21 protein-coding genes are annotated in these 18,067 nt (G+C 42.5%); all 21 read right to left on the reverse strand.

Annotated features, from left to right (window positions below; all coding sequences use genetic code 11):
* Position 1: 1 nt before the first annotated feature.
* The 21 genes from trpC to ACWPWY_RS11590 all read right to left on the reverse strand — a co-directional run bounded on the left by trpC (position 2) and on the right by ACWPWY_RS11590 (position 18,032).
* Positions 2-799 (reverse strand): indole-3-glycerol phosphate synthase TrpC, encoded by a 798-nt coding sequence (trpC, locus tag ACWPWY_RS11490; protein WP_454191819.1) that lies wholly within the window; start codon positions 797-799, stop codon positions 2-4.
* On the reverse strand, positions 783-1,832 hold the full coding sequence (gene trpD, locus ACWPWY_RS11495; RefSeq protein ID WP_454192865.1) for an anthranilate phosphoribosyltransferase: 1,050 nt from the start codon (positions 1,830-1,832) through the stop codon (positions 783-785). Before trpD ends, trpC begins: the two co-directional genes overlap by 17 nt.
* A gap of 21 nt (positions 1,833-1,853) precedes the next feature.
* Positions 1,854-3,416, reverse strand: a complete 1,563-nt coding sequence (gene trpE / locus ACWPWY_RS11500) for an anthranilate synthase component I (protein ID WP_454191820.1) — start codon at positions 3,414-3,416, stop codon at positions 1,854-1,856.
* Positions 3,417-3,935: 519 nt separating this feature from the next.
* Positions 3,936-4,313, reverse strand: coding sequence for a chorismate mutase (gene aroH, locus ACWPWY_RS11505; RefSeq protein ID WP_454191821.1), 378 nt, complete (start codon positions 4,311-4,313; stop codon positions 3,936-3,938).
* Between the two features lie 6 nt (positions 4,314-4,319).
* Positions 4,320-5,414: a 3-dehydroquinate synthase gene (gene aroB, locus ACWPWY_RS11510; protein ID WP_454192866.1), complete on the reverse strand. Its 1,095-nt coding sequence runs from the start codon at positions 5,412-5,414 to the stop codon at positions 4,320-4,322.
* A 2-nt stretch (positions 5,415-5,416) separates the two neighbouring features.
* Complete coding sequence (aroC, locus tag ACWPWY_RS11515) at positions 5,417-6,586, reverse strand: chorismate synthase (protein ID WP_454191822.1); 1,170 nt, start codon at positions 6,584-6,586, stop codon at positions 5,417-5,419.
* 157 nt (positions 6,587-6,743) lie between these two features.
* A complete protein-coding gene (locus ACWPWY_RS11520; protein ID WP_454191823.1) occupies positions 6,744-6,923 on the reverse strand; it encodes a hypothetical protein in 180 nt (59 codons plus the stop codon).
* 73 nt (positions 6,924-6,996) lie between these two features.
* Positions 6,997-7,791: a CheR family methyltransferase gene (locus tag ACWPWY_RS11525; RefSeq protein ID WP_454191824.1), complete on the reverse strand. Its 795-nt coding sequence runs from the start codon at positions 7,789-7,791 to the stop codon at positions 6,997-6,999.
* 34 nt (positions 7,792-7,825) lie between these two features.
* Entirely contained in the window at positions 7,826-8,269 is a 444-nt protein-coding gene (gene ndk, locus ACWPWY_RS11530) for a nucleoside-diphosphate kinase (RefSeq protein ID WP_454191825.1), read from the reverse strand.
* 79 nt (positions 8,270-8,348) lie between these two features.
* Positions 8,349-9,323 (reverse strand): polyprenyl synthetase family protein, encoded by a 975-nt coding sequence (locus ACWPWY_RS11535; protein WP_454191826.1) that lies wholly within the window; start codon positions 9,321-9,323, stop codon positions 8,349-8,351.
* Positions 9,320-10,180 (reverse strand): menaquinone biosynthetic enzyme MqnA/MqnD family protein, encoded by an 861-nt coding sequence (locus ACWPWY_RS11540; protein WP_454191827.1) that lies wholly within the window; start codon positions 10,178-10,180, stop codon positions 9,320-9,322. Before ACWPWY_RS11540 ends, ACWPWY_RS11535 begins: the two co-directional genes overlap by 4 nt.
* Positions 10,177-10,785 (reverse strand): UbiX family flavin prenyltransferase, encoded by a 609-nt coding sequence (locus ACWPWY_RS11545; RefSeq protein ID WP_454191828.1) that lies wholly within the window; start codon positions 10,783-10,785, stop codon positions 10,177-10,179. The genes ACWPWY_RS11540 and ACWPWY_RS11545 overlap by 4 nt, the downstream gene beginning before the upstream one ends.
* Position 10,786: 1 nt before the next feature.
* On the reverse strand, positions 10,787-11,653 hold the full coding sequence (locus tag ACWPWY_RS11550; protein ID WP_454191829.1) for a UbiA-like polyprenyltransferase: 867 nt from the start codon (positions 11,651-11,653) through the stop codon (positions 10,787-10,789).
* Positions 11,646-12,374, reverse strand: coding sequence for a demethylmenaquinone methyltransferase (locus ACWPWY_RS11555; protein ID WP_454191830.1), 729 nt, complete (start codon positions 12,372-12,374; stop codon positions 11,646-11,648). The genes ACWPWY_RS11550 and ACWPWY_RS11555 overlap by 8 nt, the downstream gene beginning before the upstream one ends.
* A 42-nt stretch (positions 12,375-12,416) precedes the next feature.
* The gene (locus ACWPWY_RS11560) at positions 12,417-13,268 is read right to left on the reverse strand and encodes a heptaprenyl diphosphate synthase component 1 (RefSeq protein WP_454191831.1); all 852 of its coding nucleotides are present in this window, start codon (positions 13,266-13,268) and stop codon (positions 12,417-12,419) included.
* Between the two features lie 94 nt (positions 13,269-13,362).
* Entirely contained in the window at positions 13,363-13,917 is a 555-nt protein-coding gene (locus tag ACWPWY_RS11565) for a hypothetical protein (protein WP_454191832.1), read from the reverse strand.
* A 129-nt stretch (positions 13,918-14,046) separates the two neighbouring features.
* Entirely contained in the window at positions 14,047-14,274 is a 228-nt protein-coding gene (gene mtrB, locus ACWPWY_RS11570; RefSeq protein ID WP_454191833.1) for a trp RNA-binding attenuation protein MtrB, read from the reverse strand.
* An 83-nt stretch (positions 14,275-14,357) separates the two neighbouring features.
* Entirely contained in the window at positions 14,358-14,630 is a 273-nt protein-coding gene (locus ACWPWY_RS11575; protein WP_191799240.1) for an HU family DNA-binding protein, read from the reverse strand.
* Positions 14,631-14,998: 368 nt separating this feature from the next.
* Positions 14,999-16,477: a stage IV sporulation protein A gene (spoIVA, locus tag ACWPWY_RS11580; protein ID WP_213529587.1), complete on the reverse strand. Its 1,479-nt coding sequence runs from the start codon at positions 16,475-16,477 to the stop codon at positions 14,999-15,001.
* A 403-nt stretch (positions 16,478-16,880) separates the two neighbouring features.
* Positions 16,881-17,642: a hypothetical protein gene (locus ACWPWY_RS11585; RefSeq protein WP_454191834.1), complete on the reverse strand. Its 762-nt coding sequence runs from the start codon at positions 17,640-17,642 to the stop codon at positions 16,881-16,883.
* A gap of 45 nt (positions 17,643-17,687) precedes the next feature.
* The gene (locus ACWPWY_RS11590) at positions 17,688-18,032 is read right to left on the reverse strand and encodes a 2Fe-2S iron-sulfur cluster-binding protein (protein WP_454191835.1); all 345 of its coding nucleotides are present in this window, start codon (positions 18,030-18,032) and stop codon (positions 17,688-17,690) included.
* Positions 18,033-18,067 lie beyond the last annotated feature (35 nt).

Below are 18,067 nucleotides of genomic sequence, written 5' to 3' on the forward strand. Positions count from 1 at the left end.
TTCAGTTCCCCGTTCCCATCATCTCAAGCACGGCTTCACGTACATTTTCGTTACGCATAAACTGTTCTCCAACCAAAATTCCTTTTGCACCTGTTGTTTTTAAAAAATCAACATCCGCCTTTGTTCGTATGCCGCTTTCACTAATCAAAGTGATGCCCACAGGAACCTGTTGCGATAGGAGAGCGGTTGTATTCAGATCCGTTTCAAAAGTCTTCAGATTTCGATTGTTAATTCCAATTAGAGTGGCAACATGTAGATCAAGTACCTGTGTAAGTTCCTGCTCATCATGCACTTCAACTAGAACGTCAAGACCAAGGTCTTTTGCATACTGGTGATAGGCCCTCATCTGCTCTTGTGTCAGAATGCTGGCAATAAGTAAGATCGCATCTGCACCAATCAAGCGTGCTTCCGTAATCTGAAGCTCACTGATGATAAAATCTTTACGAAGTAAGGGAACATTCACTTCGTTTCTAATCTCCGTTAAATAGGCGGCCTGGCCTTGAAAATACAATTCGTCTGTCAAAACGGATATACAATCCGTTCCTGCCTTTTCATATGCTTTAGCAATACGCACAGGATCAAAATCAGGGCGAATCAGACCTTTTGAAGGGGATGCTTTCTTCACTTCTGCAATAAGTCCCATCCCGCAACTGTGCGATCTCGATAAGGCCTGCTCAAATCCTTTTGTGTTTGGCATTTGTGCAATCTTTCTTTCAGCTGCAGTAAGATCAAAGCTTTGCTTAAGCTTTGCTACTTCTTCTATTTTGGTGGCTACAATGCGATCAAGATACGTACTCATGGTCATACTCCCCCGTTTTCTGAATAAGTTGTGTCAGCTTTGCATAGGCTTTGCCGGAATCAATAGCACCCTTTGCCATATGAACGCCTTCAGCCAAACTTCCCGCAAGACCGGTTACATAGATTGAGGCACCGCTATTTGCAAGAACAATATCACGATAAGGGCTTATTTCCCCTGATAAGACATTTTTTATAATCTCTGCATTATCAGCCGCATTGCCTCCAAGCACACTAGTTAGCGGATGTACACGAAGACCAAGGTCATTGGGATGAATGTCATACGTATGAACGGCTCCATTCTTAAGTTCAGATACCTTTGTTTTGTCTGAAATGCTAATCTCATCAAGACCATCATAACTTGCCACCACGAGTGCTCTTTTGAGACCAAGCCTTCCTAGTACTTCAGCAATAATCTCGGTCTTGTTGATATCATATAGTCCTAATACCTGCCGATCCGCTCCAGCCGGATTGGTAAGTGGACCTAGCATATTAAATACGGTACGAAAACCTAATTCTTTACGAGGCGCTGCGGCATACTTCATTGATGGATGATAAAGCTGGGCAAATAAGAAGCAAATATTAATTTCATCTAAACAGGCCTTAGCTTGCGTATTGTTCAGCTGAATATTTACGCCTAACGCTTCAAGTACATCCGCACTACCTGCTTTACTACTTGCGGAACGATTACCATGTTTAGCTACCCGTACCGATACGGAGGAGGCAATGATCGCTGAAGCTGTAGAAATATTAAATTTACTGATACCGGAGCCTCCGGTACCGCAAGTATCGAGCAAATTTTCCTGGTCCGTAATCATCTTATTAGCAGAACTCCGCATAGCCTGGGCAAAACCTGTAATCTCATCCACCGTTTCGCCCTTCATGCGAAGTGCAGTTAACAATCCGCCAATCTGTGAGGAGGTCGCCTCTCCATTCATGATACAAGACATAACAAGCCTTGCCTCTTCCTGTGACAGATGATCCCCACCTAATATCTTATGTAGACCCTGCTGGATGGCAGTCACGCTGCTTAGCATACTCATATGTTCTCCTCCTCCTTATCCTTTTTGATTTGATGACATACAAATGTAGTCTTGGTTAGCATACGCTGGAGCTGATGGCTGTACAGGAAACATCGCTTCTGCGTAGCGAATGGCGGTCAGCAAAGCTTTTGCCTTATTTACAGTTTCTTCATATTCTTTTTCAGGTACCGAGTCCCATACAATTCCAGCCCCTGCTTGCACGTAAGCTTTACCCTCTTTAAAAATAATGGTACGAATTGTTATGCATGTATCCATATTGCCTGTAAAACCGAGATACCCGATTGCGCCTGCATAAGCTCCTCTCGCTTCTCGTTCCAATTCAGCAATAATCTCCATTGCTCTCAGTTTAGGAGCCCCAGACACCGTACCTGCGGGCAGACATGATAGAAATGCGTCAAAGAAATCACGATCTTCTCTGAGTTTGCCAGAGACATTCGATACCATGTGCATCACATGCGAATACTTCTCGATTTCCATAAACGAGTCACATGTGACACTGCCAAACTCACTGACTTTTCCGATATCGTTACGACCAAGATCCACTAACATAAGATGTTCAGAACGTTCTTTCTCATCAGTAAGTAAATCTTGTGCTAATTCAGCATCCTGTGCTTCTGTCTTTCCTCGTGGCCTAGTTCCCGCAATCGGTCTTGTTTGCACGCGGCCTCCATCCACTTTTACAAGCGGTTCAGGTGAAGTACCTACGATGATCTCTTCCTCCATTTTCAGATAATACATATAAGGAGAAGGATTTAGTGTTCGGAGTACACGGTATACTTGAAGAGGTGATACTTCCGTCTCGATATGAAAACGCTGGGATAATACCACTTGAAAAATGTCTCCGGCTCGAATATACTCCTTTGCCTTCTCCGTATTTTCGAGAAACTTTTCTTTCGTCAGATTCGAGTGCACCGTCCCCAGCTCTACACTGTCTGGAATCGATCGACGATTCACATTCTCCGAAGGTCCTTCTTCTGCGAGCTGACTTGCGAGCTGTTCCAGCCGATCTGTCACTCTTTGGTAAGTTTCAAGAATATCTTGATCCAGATCTCCCGGATTCACATGTACATTGCCCACAAGGAGGATCTGCTGCTTCACATGATCGAAGACAATAACTTCATCACAGAACATAAACTGAATATCTTCCATTTGAAGGTCATCCACTTGATGTTTCGGAAGTTTTTCATAATATTGAAGCAAGTCATATCCAAAGAATCCGATAGCTCCACCAGTAAAGGGAGGCAAATCCTTTATTTTTGGACTGCGGTATTGCCTCAGCAGTGCCTTCAATTCTTCAATCGGTTTTCCTTTCATTTGTGATTTTTGACCTTTATGCGTGAGTGTTAATACACCATTTTTCCCTGCTATCGATAAAAAAGGGGCTGTGCCAATAAAAGAATATCGAGCCCACTGGCTTCCTCCTTCAACACTTTCCAATAAAAATGCATATTCCTCATTTGCAAAACGGCTAAACAATCGAATGGGTGTCTCCATATCGGCTAAAATCCGTTTTACAACAGGAATCAGATTATATTCTGTTGCTAATTTTAATACTTGCTGTGCTTCGCTATTCATCATAAAACACTCCTTTTAATTAAAATGGGCAGAGTGTAGATGGATGAAAGTAGTGGGGTGCTTACGCAAAAAAACCTCTACGAGAACGTAGAGGTTCATAAAAACAATAATAAAGTTAAGTGTAAACAGCATGATCCGATCATGGAGGTTTATCTATCTATGTACAAAAAAGAGTCTTATCCCAAGATACTTGATCGAAGGAAGCATATAAACTCTTATTCACAGCATCCATATTTCTATAAATATGGCCCATGCTGTGATTCATAAGTACACGATATCGCTAAAATCCATGTTCATCTCTCCACATTGGTCCATACATTAAAGTATGAATTCAATGATTGTTCCTCACTCTTTATGCTACCCATATGCGCTGCCGCACATAAGCCATAAATCATAGGAACTCGTCTCAGCTCTGCTATACTCTACTCAATTAAAGTTTTATCTAAACTCTAAACTCTTCTCATCTCTGCTAACAATCACTATACATTATATCTACATGTCTTGGCAAGGAGCCATTTTCACCTATGTATTCGATGATTCTGCTAAATCCGGCCGCAAAGCCTTAGCCCCATTTAGATATACGTGAACCATTTCCTTTTGCGTTTTGTCCGTATTCACATGAATCATGAATCGAATACACTTCTCCAGTGATCCCTTGACAGGTACCTCCTGGGAACACATGAGGGGAACCAGCTCCCATCCCTGTAATTCACGAATAGACTTGGCTGGAAATGCAGCATCAAGATCCTTAGTCAGTGTAATCCATACACTGCAGATCGACTCAGGATCAAGTGAATTCTTTTGGACGATTTCTTTTAGAAGTTTACTCGTTTCATTCACAATATCTGCTTCCGTATTACTTACAACGGTTGTTGCACCGCGAATACCTCTTGTGTACATCCGATCTCACACCTCCTTCTTCAGTTCCTCAAGCACCAGTCGAACATCCTCGGCCCGCACATCTTTGGCAATGATGACCTCACCAATTGCTGTTGGAATAATAAAGACCATATGACCTTCTCTGAATTTCTTGTCATGCATCATCGCAGACATAATATCCTCAGTACTCAGATGCTCGGGAAGGGAAGTCGGTAGTCCAATCGCCTTAAGCATCCGCTTTGTATCTTCATATAGTGAAGCATCTGCTCCCCTCATGACACCAAGCTTAGCTGATCCTACCATCCCGATAGAGATGGCTTCTCCGTGAAGGAACTCACCATAACCCGCAATGGCTTCAATCGCGTGACCAATGGTATGACCAAGATTCAGGATAGCGCGAATTCCGTTTTCTTGCTCATCCTGAGAAACAATCTCTGCCTTGATCGCACAACCTTTGAGTAGTCCATACGCTAAGGCATCCTTATCAAGAGATAATAACTGATCCGCATTTTTTTCACACCAATGGGCAAATGCTGCATCCCTAATCAGTCCATGCTTTACCATCTCTGCGAGACCTGCTGATACCTCACGATCCGGTAATGTCATTAGGGTGTCAACATCATAAAGGACTAGCTCCGGCTGATGAAAAGCACCGATCATATTTTTAGCGAGTGGATGATTAATTGCGACTTTCCCACCTACACTGCTGTCATGAGCTAGGATCGTCGTTGGGATTTGTACAAATTTGATTCCTCGCATATAAGTAGCGGCTACAAATCCAGCTAAATCTCCAACCACTCCGCCTCCAAGCGCAAGAATAGCCGAGCTGCGATCCAGCTTTGCTTCAATAGCACTTGTCATCATCTCTTCATAAACCTTCAGCGACTTAGAGGTTTCACCGCTCGGTACCACAGCAAATGCTACTTCATACCCGGCAGTCTTCAGAGAAGTGAGAAGTGTGTCCAGATAATGAGGAGCAATTTTCTCGTCCGTAATAACAAGCAAGGGACTTTTTATGCTGATTCCATGCTTTTGAACATAATCTCCTGCTGTTTCAAGAAGACCACTGCCAATATAGATGGGATACGATCGTTCTCCTAGATCAACCTTTAACTCCCGCATCATTAGTAACGCTCCAATTGTGCATTATAGTTATCGAGGTTAGCCCGGATCTCCTCTATAGAATCTCCACCGAATTTTTCTAAGAATGCTTTAGCTACTTCAAAAGCAACTACGTGCTCCATTACAACGCTCGCAGCTGGTACAGCGCAAGCATCTGAACGTTCCACCTGAGCGGTAAACGGCTCTTTAGTATCAATATCTACACTTTGCAGCGGTTTGTAAAGCGTCGGAATGGGCTTCATTACTCCGCGTACAATAATTGGCATGCCATTCGTTACCCCGCCTTCAAATCCGCCAAGGCGATTCGTTGCACGGTGGTACCCTTTATCTTCTGTATGCAGAATTTCATCATGAACCTGGGAGCCAGGAATCGTACCCGCCTCAAATCCAATTCCAATCTCTACACCTTTAAATGCATTGATTGACATGACCCCTTGTGCAATACGTCCATCTAGCTTCCGATCATATTGAACGTAGCTTCCAAGACCAACAGGAACTCCTTCTACAATACATTCTACGATTCCGCCGATGGAATCGCCTTCTTGCTTAATTTGATCAATGTAAGCTTCCATCTTTTTCTCTGTTGCTTCGTCCGTAACGCGAACCGATGAAGCTTCTGTACGAGCACGAAGTTCTTCGAGCGGAAGATCTTCGTAAGGAGCTTCTATCTCTCCGATCCGAAGCACTCTACCGGCAACCTCTATACCAAACTCCGAGAGTAGTTGACGTGCAAGCGCGCCCACAGCAACACGTACCGCGGTTTCTCTTGCACTAGAACGTTCTAGTACATTACGGAGATCTTTCAAATTATATTTAAGCCCGCCATTCAAATCTGCGTGACCTGGACGTGGACGATGCACTCTGCGCTTCTCTTCATCACTGCCTTCAATCGGTTCAATGTTCATAATATTACGCCAATGCGTCCAGTCTTTATTCTCAACAACGAGCGCCACTGGTGCCCCGGTTGTATATCCGTGACGAATTCCACCAACAAACTCAGCGGTATCTTTCTCAATTTGCATACGACGTCCTCGGCCATATCCTTTCTGACGGCGATGAAGCTGGAAATTCAGTTCCTCAAAATCCACTTTCATATTGCTCGGAAGACCTTCAACGATTGCGGTTAATTGGGGTCCGTGCGTTTCCCCTGCGGTTAAATAACGAAGACTCATAATACGTTCCCCCTTTATACTGTTAAGCTTTAAACTGCTAAAACCTTTAATCTTTGATCATTATAGTATAGCATGATATCTTTGACAAGAAATGTTCTTATTCATAAAAAAACACGCAGATTCAAATTCATGAACCTGCGTGTTTTTCATGTTGACTTTACTTGCTTCCCATCAGACTGGTCTGCCTCGATCTCTTGCTATTTTGCAGAATAATATCGGGCTTTATACTGCCAAGGACCTGTTTCATTTGAGAAGGATCGAGTCCAAGAATCTGAGCACATTCCAAAATACTAATCGTTCCCTGCCGGTAGGCAGTAATCACAACTCGTTTATCCATAACTTTAGCCTCCAGATCTATCCATCCTATCTGATTGCTACAGTATGAGACATTTCAGCTGTTCTTTATGCATTTATTTTTTACGATAAAAGAATGTCTCTGCTCCTTCAAGGCCGTACTCTCCCGGTGAAAAAATTTGTTCTGTACTCCCCACAAATAAAATCCCGCCAGGACGAAGTGCATTTGCAAATTTCTGATAAAGCACATGCTTCGCTTCTTCAGTAAAATAGATCATCACATTTCGGCACACAATCAAATCAAACCCGTCCTCAAAGGAGTCCAATAGCAAGTTTTGTTTACTAAAATGGACAGCTTCCGCAAGTTTAGGATCAATTTTATAATGCAATCCCTCAGGTTTGAAATATTTTTTGACTACCTGCTCAGGAACTTCCTTTAAGGAACGTTCCAGATATGTACCTTGCTCTGCCCTCGCCAAAGCCCCATCATCAATGTCAGTGGCTATGATTTTACTACTTGAAAGCAAACCCGCCATATCAAGAATCATTGCCAGTGTATAGGGCTCTTCTCCCGTAGAACAAGCGGCACTCCATACTTTAAGCGGAAGATGGGAAGTAAGGGAAGGAAGCAATGTGTTTTGCAGTACTTCCCACCGATTCCGATTCCTCCAAAATTCAGACACATTAATCGTCATTCGATCTAGAAAATCTAGAAATAGTGCTTTATTCTGTTCCATCCCTTCAAAAAAAGCGGCAAAAGAATCGTACCCATGTCTTAACCTAAGGGTAGTCAATCGCCGCTTCATTTGAGCTTCTTTATACTGGGCAAGATCAATTCCAGTAGCTGTCTTGATCTTATGAATAAACAGGACATAGTCATCCTGTTCCGAACCTTTTTCAAGCAGTGACATTTGATTCCTTCCTTCTTACGGAAAGATCACTCGTTTATGTCCAGGCAGCAATCGTTTTACTGTAAGTTACCAGTTCATCCTCATTAAAGAAGTTAGAAAGCTCACGAGCTGCACTTTCAGGAGAATCAGCACCATGAATCAGATTATGCGGAGTAACTGCCGCAAAATCCCCGCGAATCGTTCCAGGGAGCGCCTCTTTCACTTTGGTTTTCCCAATGACCACCCGAGCAAGTTCAATTACATCTTCGCCTTCCCATACCATGGCAAAGACCGGCCCAGATGTAATAAAGGACACGAGTTCCTCAAAGAAAGGCTTGCCTTCATGTTCTGCATAATGACGTTTTGCTTGTTCGTCAGTCATCTGTACGAATTTCCCTGCAACCAGTTTAAAACCCTTATCTTCAAACCGACTAACAATTCGTCCGATTAGTCCACGTTGTACGCCATCTGGTTTCACCATCAAAAAAGTACGTTCCATGTGTATTCTCCTCCAGGCTTAGTTATGAATGCGCTGCTTAGGTAAGCTTTCGACTTGGTGAGAACATCTTCCTGCCTGATTAATATGAACGTTTTACGACAAAATGAGCGATATCCCGCAAATTTTTCTTTGTCTTGATGTCAGGAAGTCCTTCCAAGGCATCAAGAGCTTTATTCATATATCGGTCAGCAAGCTCCTCCGCTTTAGTCATTCCCGCACTCTCTTTAATCATACCCACTGCAGCGCGAACACTACCAATATCATTCTGATCACGAATGTTAGCAATCAGCTGCAACAAATCGGGTCTAATCTTCTCATCCTGTAACGCATAAATGACGGGTATTGTAATGTTGCCTTGAAGCATATCACTTCCCGGCGGCTTACCAAGCTGTTTCTCTGTACCTCTAAGATCCAGCAGGTCATCTTGAATTTGAAATGCCATCCCTACATTGTAGCCATAGCTGTATAAACGTCTGCAAATGTCACTGGAAGCTCCCGCAGCCACGGCACCTAGCTGGCAGCTGATTGCAATCAGTAGAGCTGTTTTACGGCGGATACGAAGTAGGTAATTCCGAATGCTCTGATCCGTATTAAAGAAATCTCGGATTTGTTCCATTTCACCAATCGTCATCTGAACCATCGCTTTTGCCATGGTCTGATGAATCAGTGGATTCGGGAGTTCCGTAATCATAAGCATGGCTCTAGCATAAATATAATCTCCTGTGTACATTGCAATCCGATTATCCCATTTGGATTTCACAGTCAATTGTCCGCGGCGTGTCTTCGCGTTATCAATAACATCATCATGGACAAGAGAAGAAGAATGAATGAGTTCTAGCGGAACAGCGATATGTTTGAGGACTTCAATATCGTAGGTTCCGAATTTACCGCCTAGCAAAACAAAGACGGGACGCAGCCTTTTACCGCCCGCTTTCAACAAGTGTAAGGAAGTCTCATCAAGCAGCTTCTGATCCGTTTCCACACTTTTATACAATTCTTTTTCGATATACTTCATATCTTTTTTTAGTTCAGTCAATATATCCAGTAGTTTCATTCCGTCACCCGTATCAGCTTATTCTCATTCCAGAGATCCAGCCGGACCTCATGCTCCATGAGACCAAGCTCATGTGCATAACGGAAATACAGTTGCAGACCCTGCAACTCATTTTCACCAAAATCGTAACATAAATTCGTAAAGTAATCATACCAATAAGATTTTGTTCCTCCGATTTTTTCTATCGCTTCATCGATAACCGGAGTAAGTTCTTTTAAAATCTTTTCTTTACTTGCTATAAAAGCATCTGTGATCTCATGAATCACTTCGCTATGACATTTCGCATAATCAGATGAAACAGCCCATACCGCAAAAGTCATGCTGTGGTTCGTGAAATGGTACCATCTCTCGCCCAGATCGTATACATAATAACCATGATCTGTCCAAGATGCCTGTATCGCAGAATCGCCAATCAATAAAGCTGCATCTGCATGCTCCATCATAGAAGGAAGATCCGGTTCTAACGATATATATTCAGGACTCAATTTATAAAATTTCGTCATTAGTATTTTCAATAAATTCACAGAAGTAGCTGACGTATTTGTCAGAGCGATTGTTCCGCTACCCAGATCTTCTATCTTCTTTTTACTAAAGAGCAAAATCGATTTCACTTCGCCTATACTGCTTACCGATATATCTGGCAATACCATTAGACGCTTTGATTCCATACCATAAGCAAAAGAAGACATGGCACTTAGATCAAGTGTACCTTCCTGTATTCTTTGATTCAGTACAGCAGGGACTTCCGTAACCATCTCGACTGGATGGGTAAGTTTCTTGGGATCAAAGTAATGAAAAATAGGCCAAGCATTGGTATAACTAATTTTACCGAGAACGGTTTTGCTGTGTGTATTCATGTTGTCTCCCCCCATCTCGTAAACAGGTCATGCTCAATATGAAGAGTATCTAGTACTTTTCCAACAAGGAAATTAATTAAATCATCCATCGTTTTTGGATGGTAATAAAAGGCCGGCATCGCAGGAATCATCTTGACTCCAAGGCGAGACAGCTTCAACATATTTTCGAGATGTATCGCATGAAGCGGCGTCTCTCTCGGAACCAGAACTAAGGAACGCCCCTCTTTCATCATCACATCTGCTGCGCGAGCCATCAGATTATCCGAGGCTCCATGAGCAATGGCTGATAAGGTACCCATAGAACAGGGCATGATGATCATCCCGTCCATTAAAAATGACCCGCTTGCGATTGAAGCACCGATGTCATTTACGGGATGATAAACAAGAGAACCGGGACGGCTCCCGAACTTCTCGTTCAAAATCCCTTCCCGGTCCGTAACGTTCCAGCCTAGTTCTTCTTTTATGACACGCCAGCCTGCATTGGATACGACAAGGTGCACTTCATAGGCCTTATCAAGTAAAGTTTCAATCAGCCGTATTCCGTATATACTGCCGCTTGCCCCTGTAATACCAACGGCAAGTCTTTTCAACCGGTTTGCTGTCAAGTTAAAACACCACCACATCAATCAAAGTAAAGACAAAGATTACGATGCTGACTACACTGTTCAGAGTAAAGAAGGCCGTCTGTAAACGACTTAGATCACTCGGTGTCACAATGTAATGCTCATATATGAGCAGCGCACAAGAGATCAAGATTCCTACTGCATAAATCCAGCTTAAACCTGTAATAAAGAATAAGGCAATAAAGCCAGCCGCGGTAATAATGTGAAATATTTTGGCAATCGTCAATGCCCCAGCGATACCAAAGCGCGAAGGAATGGAATACACGCCTTCTTCTCTATCAAATTCAATATCCTGGCACGCATAAATAATATCAAAACCTGCTGTCCAAAAAGCGGCAGCTACAAAAAGAACAAGACTGCTCAGGTTAATTTCTCCTGTTACTGCAACCCATCCGCCAAGCGGAGCAAGGGCAATAGTAAAACCTAGTACGATATGGCAAGCCCATGTAAACCGTTTTGTATAAGAATAAATAACGAGCATGAATACGGCGATCGGAAGAAGTTTCACCGAAAGCGGATTAAGCTGTGATGCTGCCCAAAATAATAAAATAAAAGAGATAATGACAAAAATAACAACTTCACTAATTCTGAGAAGTCCTGCTGGAATGGCTCGTCCAGCCGTTCTAGGATTCTTGGCGTCAATCACTCTATCTATCATCCGATTGAGTCCAAAAGCGGCACTACGCGCACCAATCATAGCGAGCAGTACCCAGCCAATCTGAGCCCAACTCGGTAAATGGCCCGTTATTTCTGTCGATCCAAGCACAGCACCCATAAACGCAAAAGGCAACGCAAACAGCGTGTGCTCAATTTTAATCATTTCTAGAAATATACCTATTTTCTTAAACATGCTGACTCTCCTTGATCCCGATATGTAATGCTGCTATTCCGCCCGTCAAGGCGAAGGAAGTGACGTTTTGTAAGCCGGTCTCTTTGAAAATCTGTTCGAGTTCCGCTCTTCCAGGAAACATCATAAGGGAGTCAGGTAACCATTTGTACTGTTCATAACGCTTTGCTAACAGCTTGGCAATAAAAGGGAGCATATTTCTGAAATAAAAATAATACAAACCTTTAAACGGCTGCCAGGTAGGTTTGGAGAGTTCCAGACAGACGACCTTCCCTCCTGGTTTTACTACCCGCTTCATTTCATTTAATACTTGTTTGATATCCGGCACATTACGAAGACCAAAGCCAATTGTTACGTAATCAAAGCTATTATCTTCATAAGGCAAACTCATCGCATTCCCTTGAACGAGCGTAATCTGCTGTTTACGGCCTAGTTTTTCAACTTTACGCTGACCTACCTCCAGCATATTGCTGCTAAAATCAAGTCCTTCGATGTGACCTGTTTCACTTGCTTCTGCAAGTGCAAGCGTCCAGTCACATGTACCACAGCAGACATCGAGTGCTGTTTGTCCAGGCTGTACATTCATTTTTTTCATTGTAAATTTGCGCCAGGCCTTATGACGTCTAAAGCTAAGCGTGTCATTCATTACATCATACTTACCAGCAATACTCTGAAAAACCGAATGGACGTACTGCTCCTTCGGCTTGTTCCCCCCATGCTGCATGTATAAATACCACCTTTATTCACTTTTCATCGAACAATAAACTTATGCACTTGCCCTATGTAAGAAATAGGGTTCTAAGAGGGTCTTTAGTTCTTCACGAAGCACATGATCGTGCACATGGTTCTCTAATAGACCTTGAACCGAAAGTACGGACTGATCTATCTTCTTCGTCAGTATTTCGATTGTTTTATGCTTACTGATCAGTTCATTCCACTCGGACGGTGTAACCTTTCCTTTTGCCAAGGCAGAGCGTACATCCGAATTTTCATTCTCATAAATGTGTAAATAGGCGAATCTTGATTTTGAACGTTCAACATCGTTTGCAGCTTCTCGTTCTTCAACAAGCGTATCTAAAAGACAAATTGACGTTAGAAGCTGGTCATACAGCTCCGCTTGTTCTTCCGAAATGATGTTCTGAAAAGAAAGAAACAGCTGCTTCTTCAGCTGTACCGATTCTTGTACATATTCTTCGGAGGAAACCTTTTGTTTCTTCATACGGTCATAAAGGCTCATCTTCCGTTCATTTAATCGGCAGATCCCATCACTGAGCGAAGCAATAACCGATATATGACCGGCTTGCGCTAGCAATTGATAAAACCGCGAACTAAAAAAATCGCCTCCAAGCACTTTTAACTGACGAGAACGCATATCTTGCTCTCCAAGATTTTCTTCCTGAACATCAATCATTTCATGCGTATCTAGTCCCATTTGTACAAGTGCTGTAACTAAGGAAAAGAGTTCGCTGTCCTCAATTGAATGTCTCTGCCCTTGGTTCAAAAACGTGTAAAGCAATTGTACACGGCTATTAGGAAACGTCGGCAAATCCGTATGCCGCTGTATCATATCATAATCCGTATATTTTTTTGCGAGATTTGCTACGCGGTATGAAATCATTATAAATCCTCCGAGCGTTCATTCAAAAATATTCAATCATCTTCGTCACAATCTTATCTATTATAACATATGTTTCTTATGCCCGCACAGGGCATCAATAACCGTTTTCAGAGGAAATAAACTGCTCACGCCATAGATTTGTCTCTGTCATATGGAACCTTTGAATCAGTTCGTCAGGTAACGCCGGATTTTTCCATTCTCTTAACTTCATCAATGCTTCTCTGTTCCATTCGGTGCGTTTTATATCTGCAGAGAGGAGTAAATGTCTCTTCCCTGCCCATTCATCTTCCGCAAGTACACGGAGCATAAGCTGATTTACATTGTTCGTTCGTTCCATGGAAAAGGACGCGATACTAGCAATATCTATATAAATGTCGGAGGGTATGATGGAGTTCCCGGTTGCTTTAAGATCCAGAGTCAGCACATTTTCACTCCATTTCACTTTACTGATCGGCGTATGTAAAGAAAGATCATGTAAAGCGTCAACCAAATTTTTATCCGTTAGTGTTAGTTGTTCATTTGCCGAAAGCACTTCTTTTGATTCTTCTGCCATCCACTTCGCACTTTGCCCCGTAACAAACGTGGACAAAAGTACCGCTGCACCAAGCGATACGACGAGAACAAGGGGTAATACTCTTCTCTTTTTCAATAGATAGACCTCCTGTCCTTCTTAGTGTAAACATCTAACAGAAGGCCCATACTCTATTGTACAACGAAAAAAACAGGCTATGCCTGCTTTTTAAAATCAAGAGAAGGGATTCATATCTCCCCATTCTTCTTATTGATCTGATTCAATAACACCGTGTTTTGTCATGACTTCTGCTTTGCCCCGAATTTTAATAGCAGAAGTATGATCTGTAAATTGTGCGATGAGAACTTCACCCTTATCGAGCTTCTCCGTATGGTGGAACCGGGTATCATGACCTCGTGTCAAACCAATGACATGAACACCGTTTTCTTTTGCCTTGATCACGATATAATCCCCGCTGTTGATCGGACCTTCCATGAACTTCACCCCTTCCTAATAAAAAGAAAAAAGCCGTGAACGAATTCACGGACTTTTCGATTACATAAGAGTATGTAGAAATCTTATTTGATTCCGTCTTTGAGCGCTTTACCTGGTTTAAAAGCAGGAATTTTGCTCGCTGGAATTTCGATTTCCTCACCTGTTTGCGGGTTACGTCCTTTACGTGCAGAACGCTCGCGTACTTCAAAGTTACCAAAACCAACGAGTTGTACTTTGTCACCTTTTTGCAATGCTTCAGAAATTGCTTCAAATACGGCATCAACCGCTTTAGTCACATCTTTCTTAGGCAATTCAGTAGATTCAGCTACTTGTGTGATCAGATCAGATTTATTCAAGTCAATTCACCTCCTGAGATTATTATCTAAGTGTTATACTTTGTTCCCGTTTCATCACAAAATATACATAAGATATACCTATCCCCATTGATATTGTTCATAGGTTCATACTTTCTCCGCATGAAATCAAATTTTTCTCTGCTACTTCAAGAGAATCTATAATCCCTCAAGCGGAACAAGGTTTATAGTAATACAGTCAGAACACAATTTCAAGTAGAATCAACGTTCTTGGGTTAAAATTGATAAAAAGCCACACTACTTATTGCTTATTTTCCCTATTTTGGTAGTGACGTAAGATACACAAAATAACCGAAAGGGAGATACCCTTACGGTTATTTTGGTGGTAAATCTATGGGCCAGGCCATGAATTACAGTATTATTGCTATAAGTCCGCCAGAACCTTCGTTGATAATTCGTCCAAGAGTTTCTTGGAGTTTATACCTTGCATTATCCGGCATCATGGCGATTTTACCTTGAATACCTTCCCTTACAATGGAATGCAAGGAACGGCCAAACATATCTGAATCCCATACCTTGATCGGATCATTCTCGAAATCCTGCATGAGGTATCGGACCAGTTCCTCACTTTGTTTCTCTGTACCAATGATTGGTGCAAATTCAGACTCTACATCGACACGGATCATGTGGATCGATGGTGCTGTCGCTTTCAGTCTAACCCCAAATCTTGTTCCTTGACGGATAAGTTCAGGTTCATCCAAAGCCATTTCAGCAAGCGATGGAGCCGCAATTCCATAACCTGTTGTTTTGACCATTTCCAGTGCTTCTGCAAAACGATCATATTCTTTTTTGGCGTGGGAGAAGTCCTGCATCAGTTGCAAGAGATGATCCTTACCTCTGATCTCAATTCCCACTACTTCATATAAAATTTGATCATAAAGCTCATCTGGTGCATAGAGATCAATCTCGGCAACACCTTGCCCCATATTCATTCCACTAAGTCCTGCTCGGTCGATAAATTCGTATTCCATAAACTGAGACACCACGTGATCCACATCTCTTAATCTGCGAATATCTTTTACCGTATCCCGAACTGAATTCTCGTAACTTGCACGCAGCCAGTGATTTTCATTCAGCACCATAACCCAGCTTGGTAAATTAACATTTACTTCGTGAACTGGGAATTCATATAATACCTCTCGAAGTACACCGGTAACATCCTCTTCTGTCATCGTTGCCGCACTTAGCGTCATGACAGGGACATCATATTTTTCAGCAAGTTCAGCACGAAGCTGCAATGCTTCTTCGCCCTTAGGCTTTGTTGAGTTTATGATGAGAACAAAAGGTTTACCTACTTCTTTCAGTTCAGCGATGACTCTTTCTTCGGATTCCACATAGGATTCACGTGCAATCTCTGCAATGGTGCCATCTGTTGTAACCACTACACCGAGTGTAGAATGTTCCTGAATGACTTTTCGTGTCCCAATCTCTGCTGCTTCTTGAAAAGGAATCGGTTCTTCAAACCACGGTGTAGAAATCATACGAGGGCCATTTTCATCTTCATAACCTTTGGCTCCTTCCACCGCATATCCTACACAATCCACAAGACGGACATTAACGTCAAGGCCATCGGCCACTTTGATCTGTACGGCACTGTTAGGAACAAATTTAGGTTCGGTGGTCATAATTGTTTTTCCAGCTGCACTTTGCGGAAGTTCATCGATTGCCCTTACTCTGTCTGCCTCGTTAGTAATGTTAGGTAAAACAATAGTTTCCATAAATCGTTTGATGAATGTTGATTTTCCTGTGCGAACTGCACCGACTACTCCGAGATAAATGTCTCCACCGGTTCGCTCAGCAATGTCTTTGAAAATGTCTACTTTTTCCAAATGAAATCCCCTCCTAAACATACTCCGAAGGAAAAATGCTAAAGAGCATCCGCTTCGTTTTCAATCAGAAGACGTTAATCCCTGCAACGGTAGAGCAGTTATAACGATTGCCCGGAAGTCGTCCGCCGCCGACATATCACATTCTGATGAAAGAAAGATGAGCGGCGTAACTCGTACATGCTTTTGGACTAGTATCATAGTATGTACATGACCTGCGCAGTATGACGTCTTTTCTATTTTTTTAGTGGTTAATCTTGAAGCACTCTCTTTTTTAAGAAGATTCACTATCTTCAAAGACCATCCACACTTAATATATGAATGCTAGCTATCAATTATGACGATTGGGACTCTAATATATAAAAAAACCGCCCCTCAAAGGGACGGTATTCATGCTAGACCATGATTACGGAAGGGTAGGAACAGCAATGGGCTGACCATCAATCCACGTATAAGGAAGTGATTTTACAGGCACAAAATGAGATTCTTCTGTTAGGTATTTCCTTAAGTCTTCAGATGTTTTCGGCTTGATTTCTTTTCGATCAATGAGCTGCATGATGTCAAAAGCATAATCTGCATAAACCGTTCCTTCGGCATCTATGATATAAGGAAGTATTTCACCAGAGTACACACTTGCCAAATCCTCAATCCGGTTTCCCGAGCTTTGAATGGCTTCTGTATCCACTAGATGAATGTTTGGGTACATTTCTTCCTTCGCTGGCCATGTTCCGTGAGAGGCGTAATAAGAATCAACTAGACGCTGAACTAGAGTTACTTTTTGGACGGTTAGGAGATCCATTACTTTAACAATCGGATCGACTTCTTCATTTTGTACGAGAAAATACGCACTTCCGCCTTTTTCAAAGGCCGCCTTTGGAATATCATCAACATATCCCTCTCGTTCAAGTTTGCTCAAATCAATTCGAAATTTCTCATATTTAGGGACTTCTGCCCCAGCAGTAATCAGCGGCAAAATACCGTTCGATTCCTGAAAGGCATCCATTGCACTTTGAACCCTCGAGACACTCCCATCATAATTCGTAGCCCACGCGTCTTTGTTACTTTCACCTGAAGAGTGCATACAGCCCGTCAGTAATAACAGAATCGCAGTCATAGCAGCACATAGAAAAACACGTTGTTTTCTGATGATACCATACACTTTCCTCATTTAAGCCCATCCTTTATTAGAATCTAGCTATCATTTTCAGGAATCTTACCAAAGGGTATCTTCTTCTGCTTGTCTTTCGAGCTGTTTCCGAATTGCTGCTTTTAGCTTGTCCTCAGGTACTTGAACTGTGACCGAGTCCTGAACTGTAGCCTGACAAGCTAGACGTGTCCCATGTTCGAGCCATGTGCCCAGCTTGTTACGTTCAGCTCCTCCTGGTTTACTCAGATGACATTCTTCCCCCACTGGAACGTCGACTTTGCACATCATACATCCAGCCTTGCCTCCGCACCTGGTAGGGATCGTTATCCCCGCTAAACGACTTGCTTGAAGTAAGGTCACTCCCTGCTTCACTTCAACCTGTTTGCCACTTGGTAAAAATGTTACCTTCATTCACTTGCCCCCTTGCCTGTCCGTGCATTCTAGCT

This window comes from Paenibacillus sp. Marseille-Q7038, assembly GCF_965111595.1.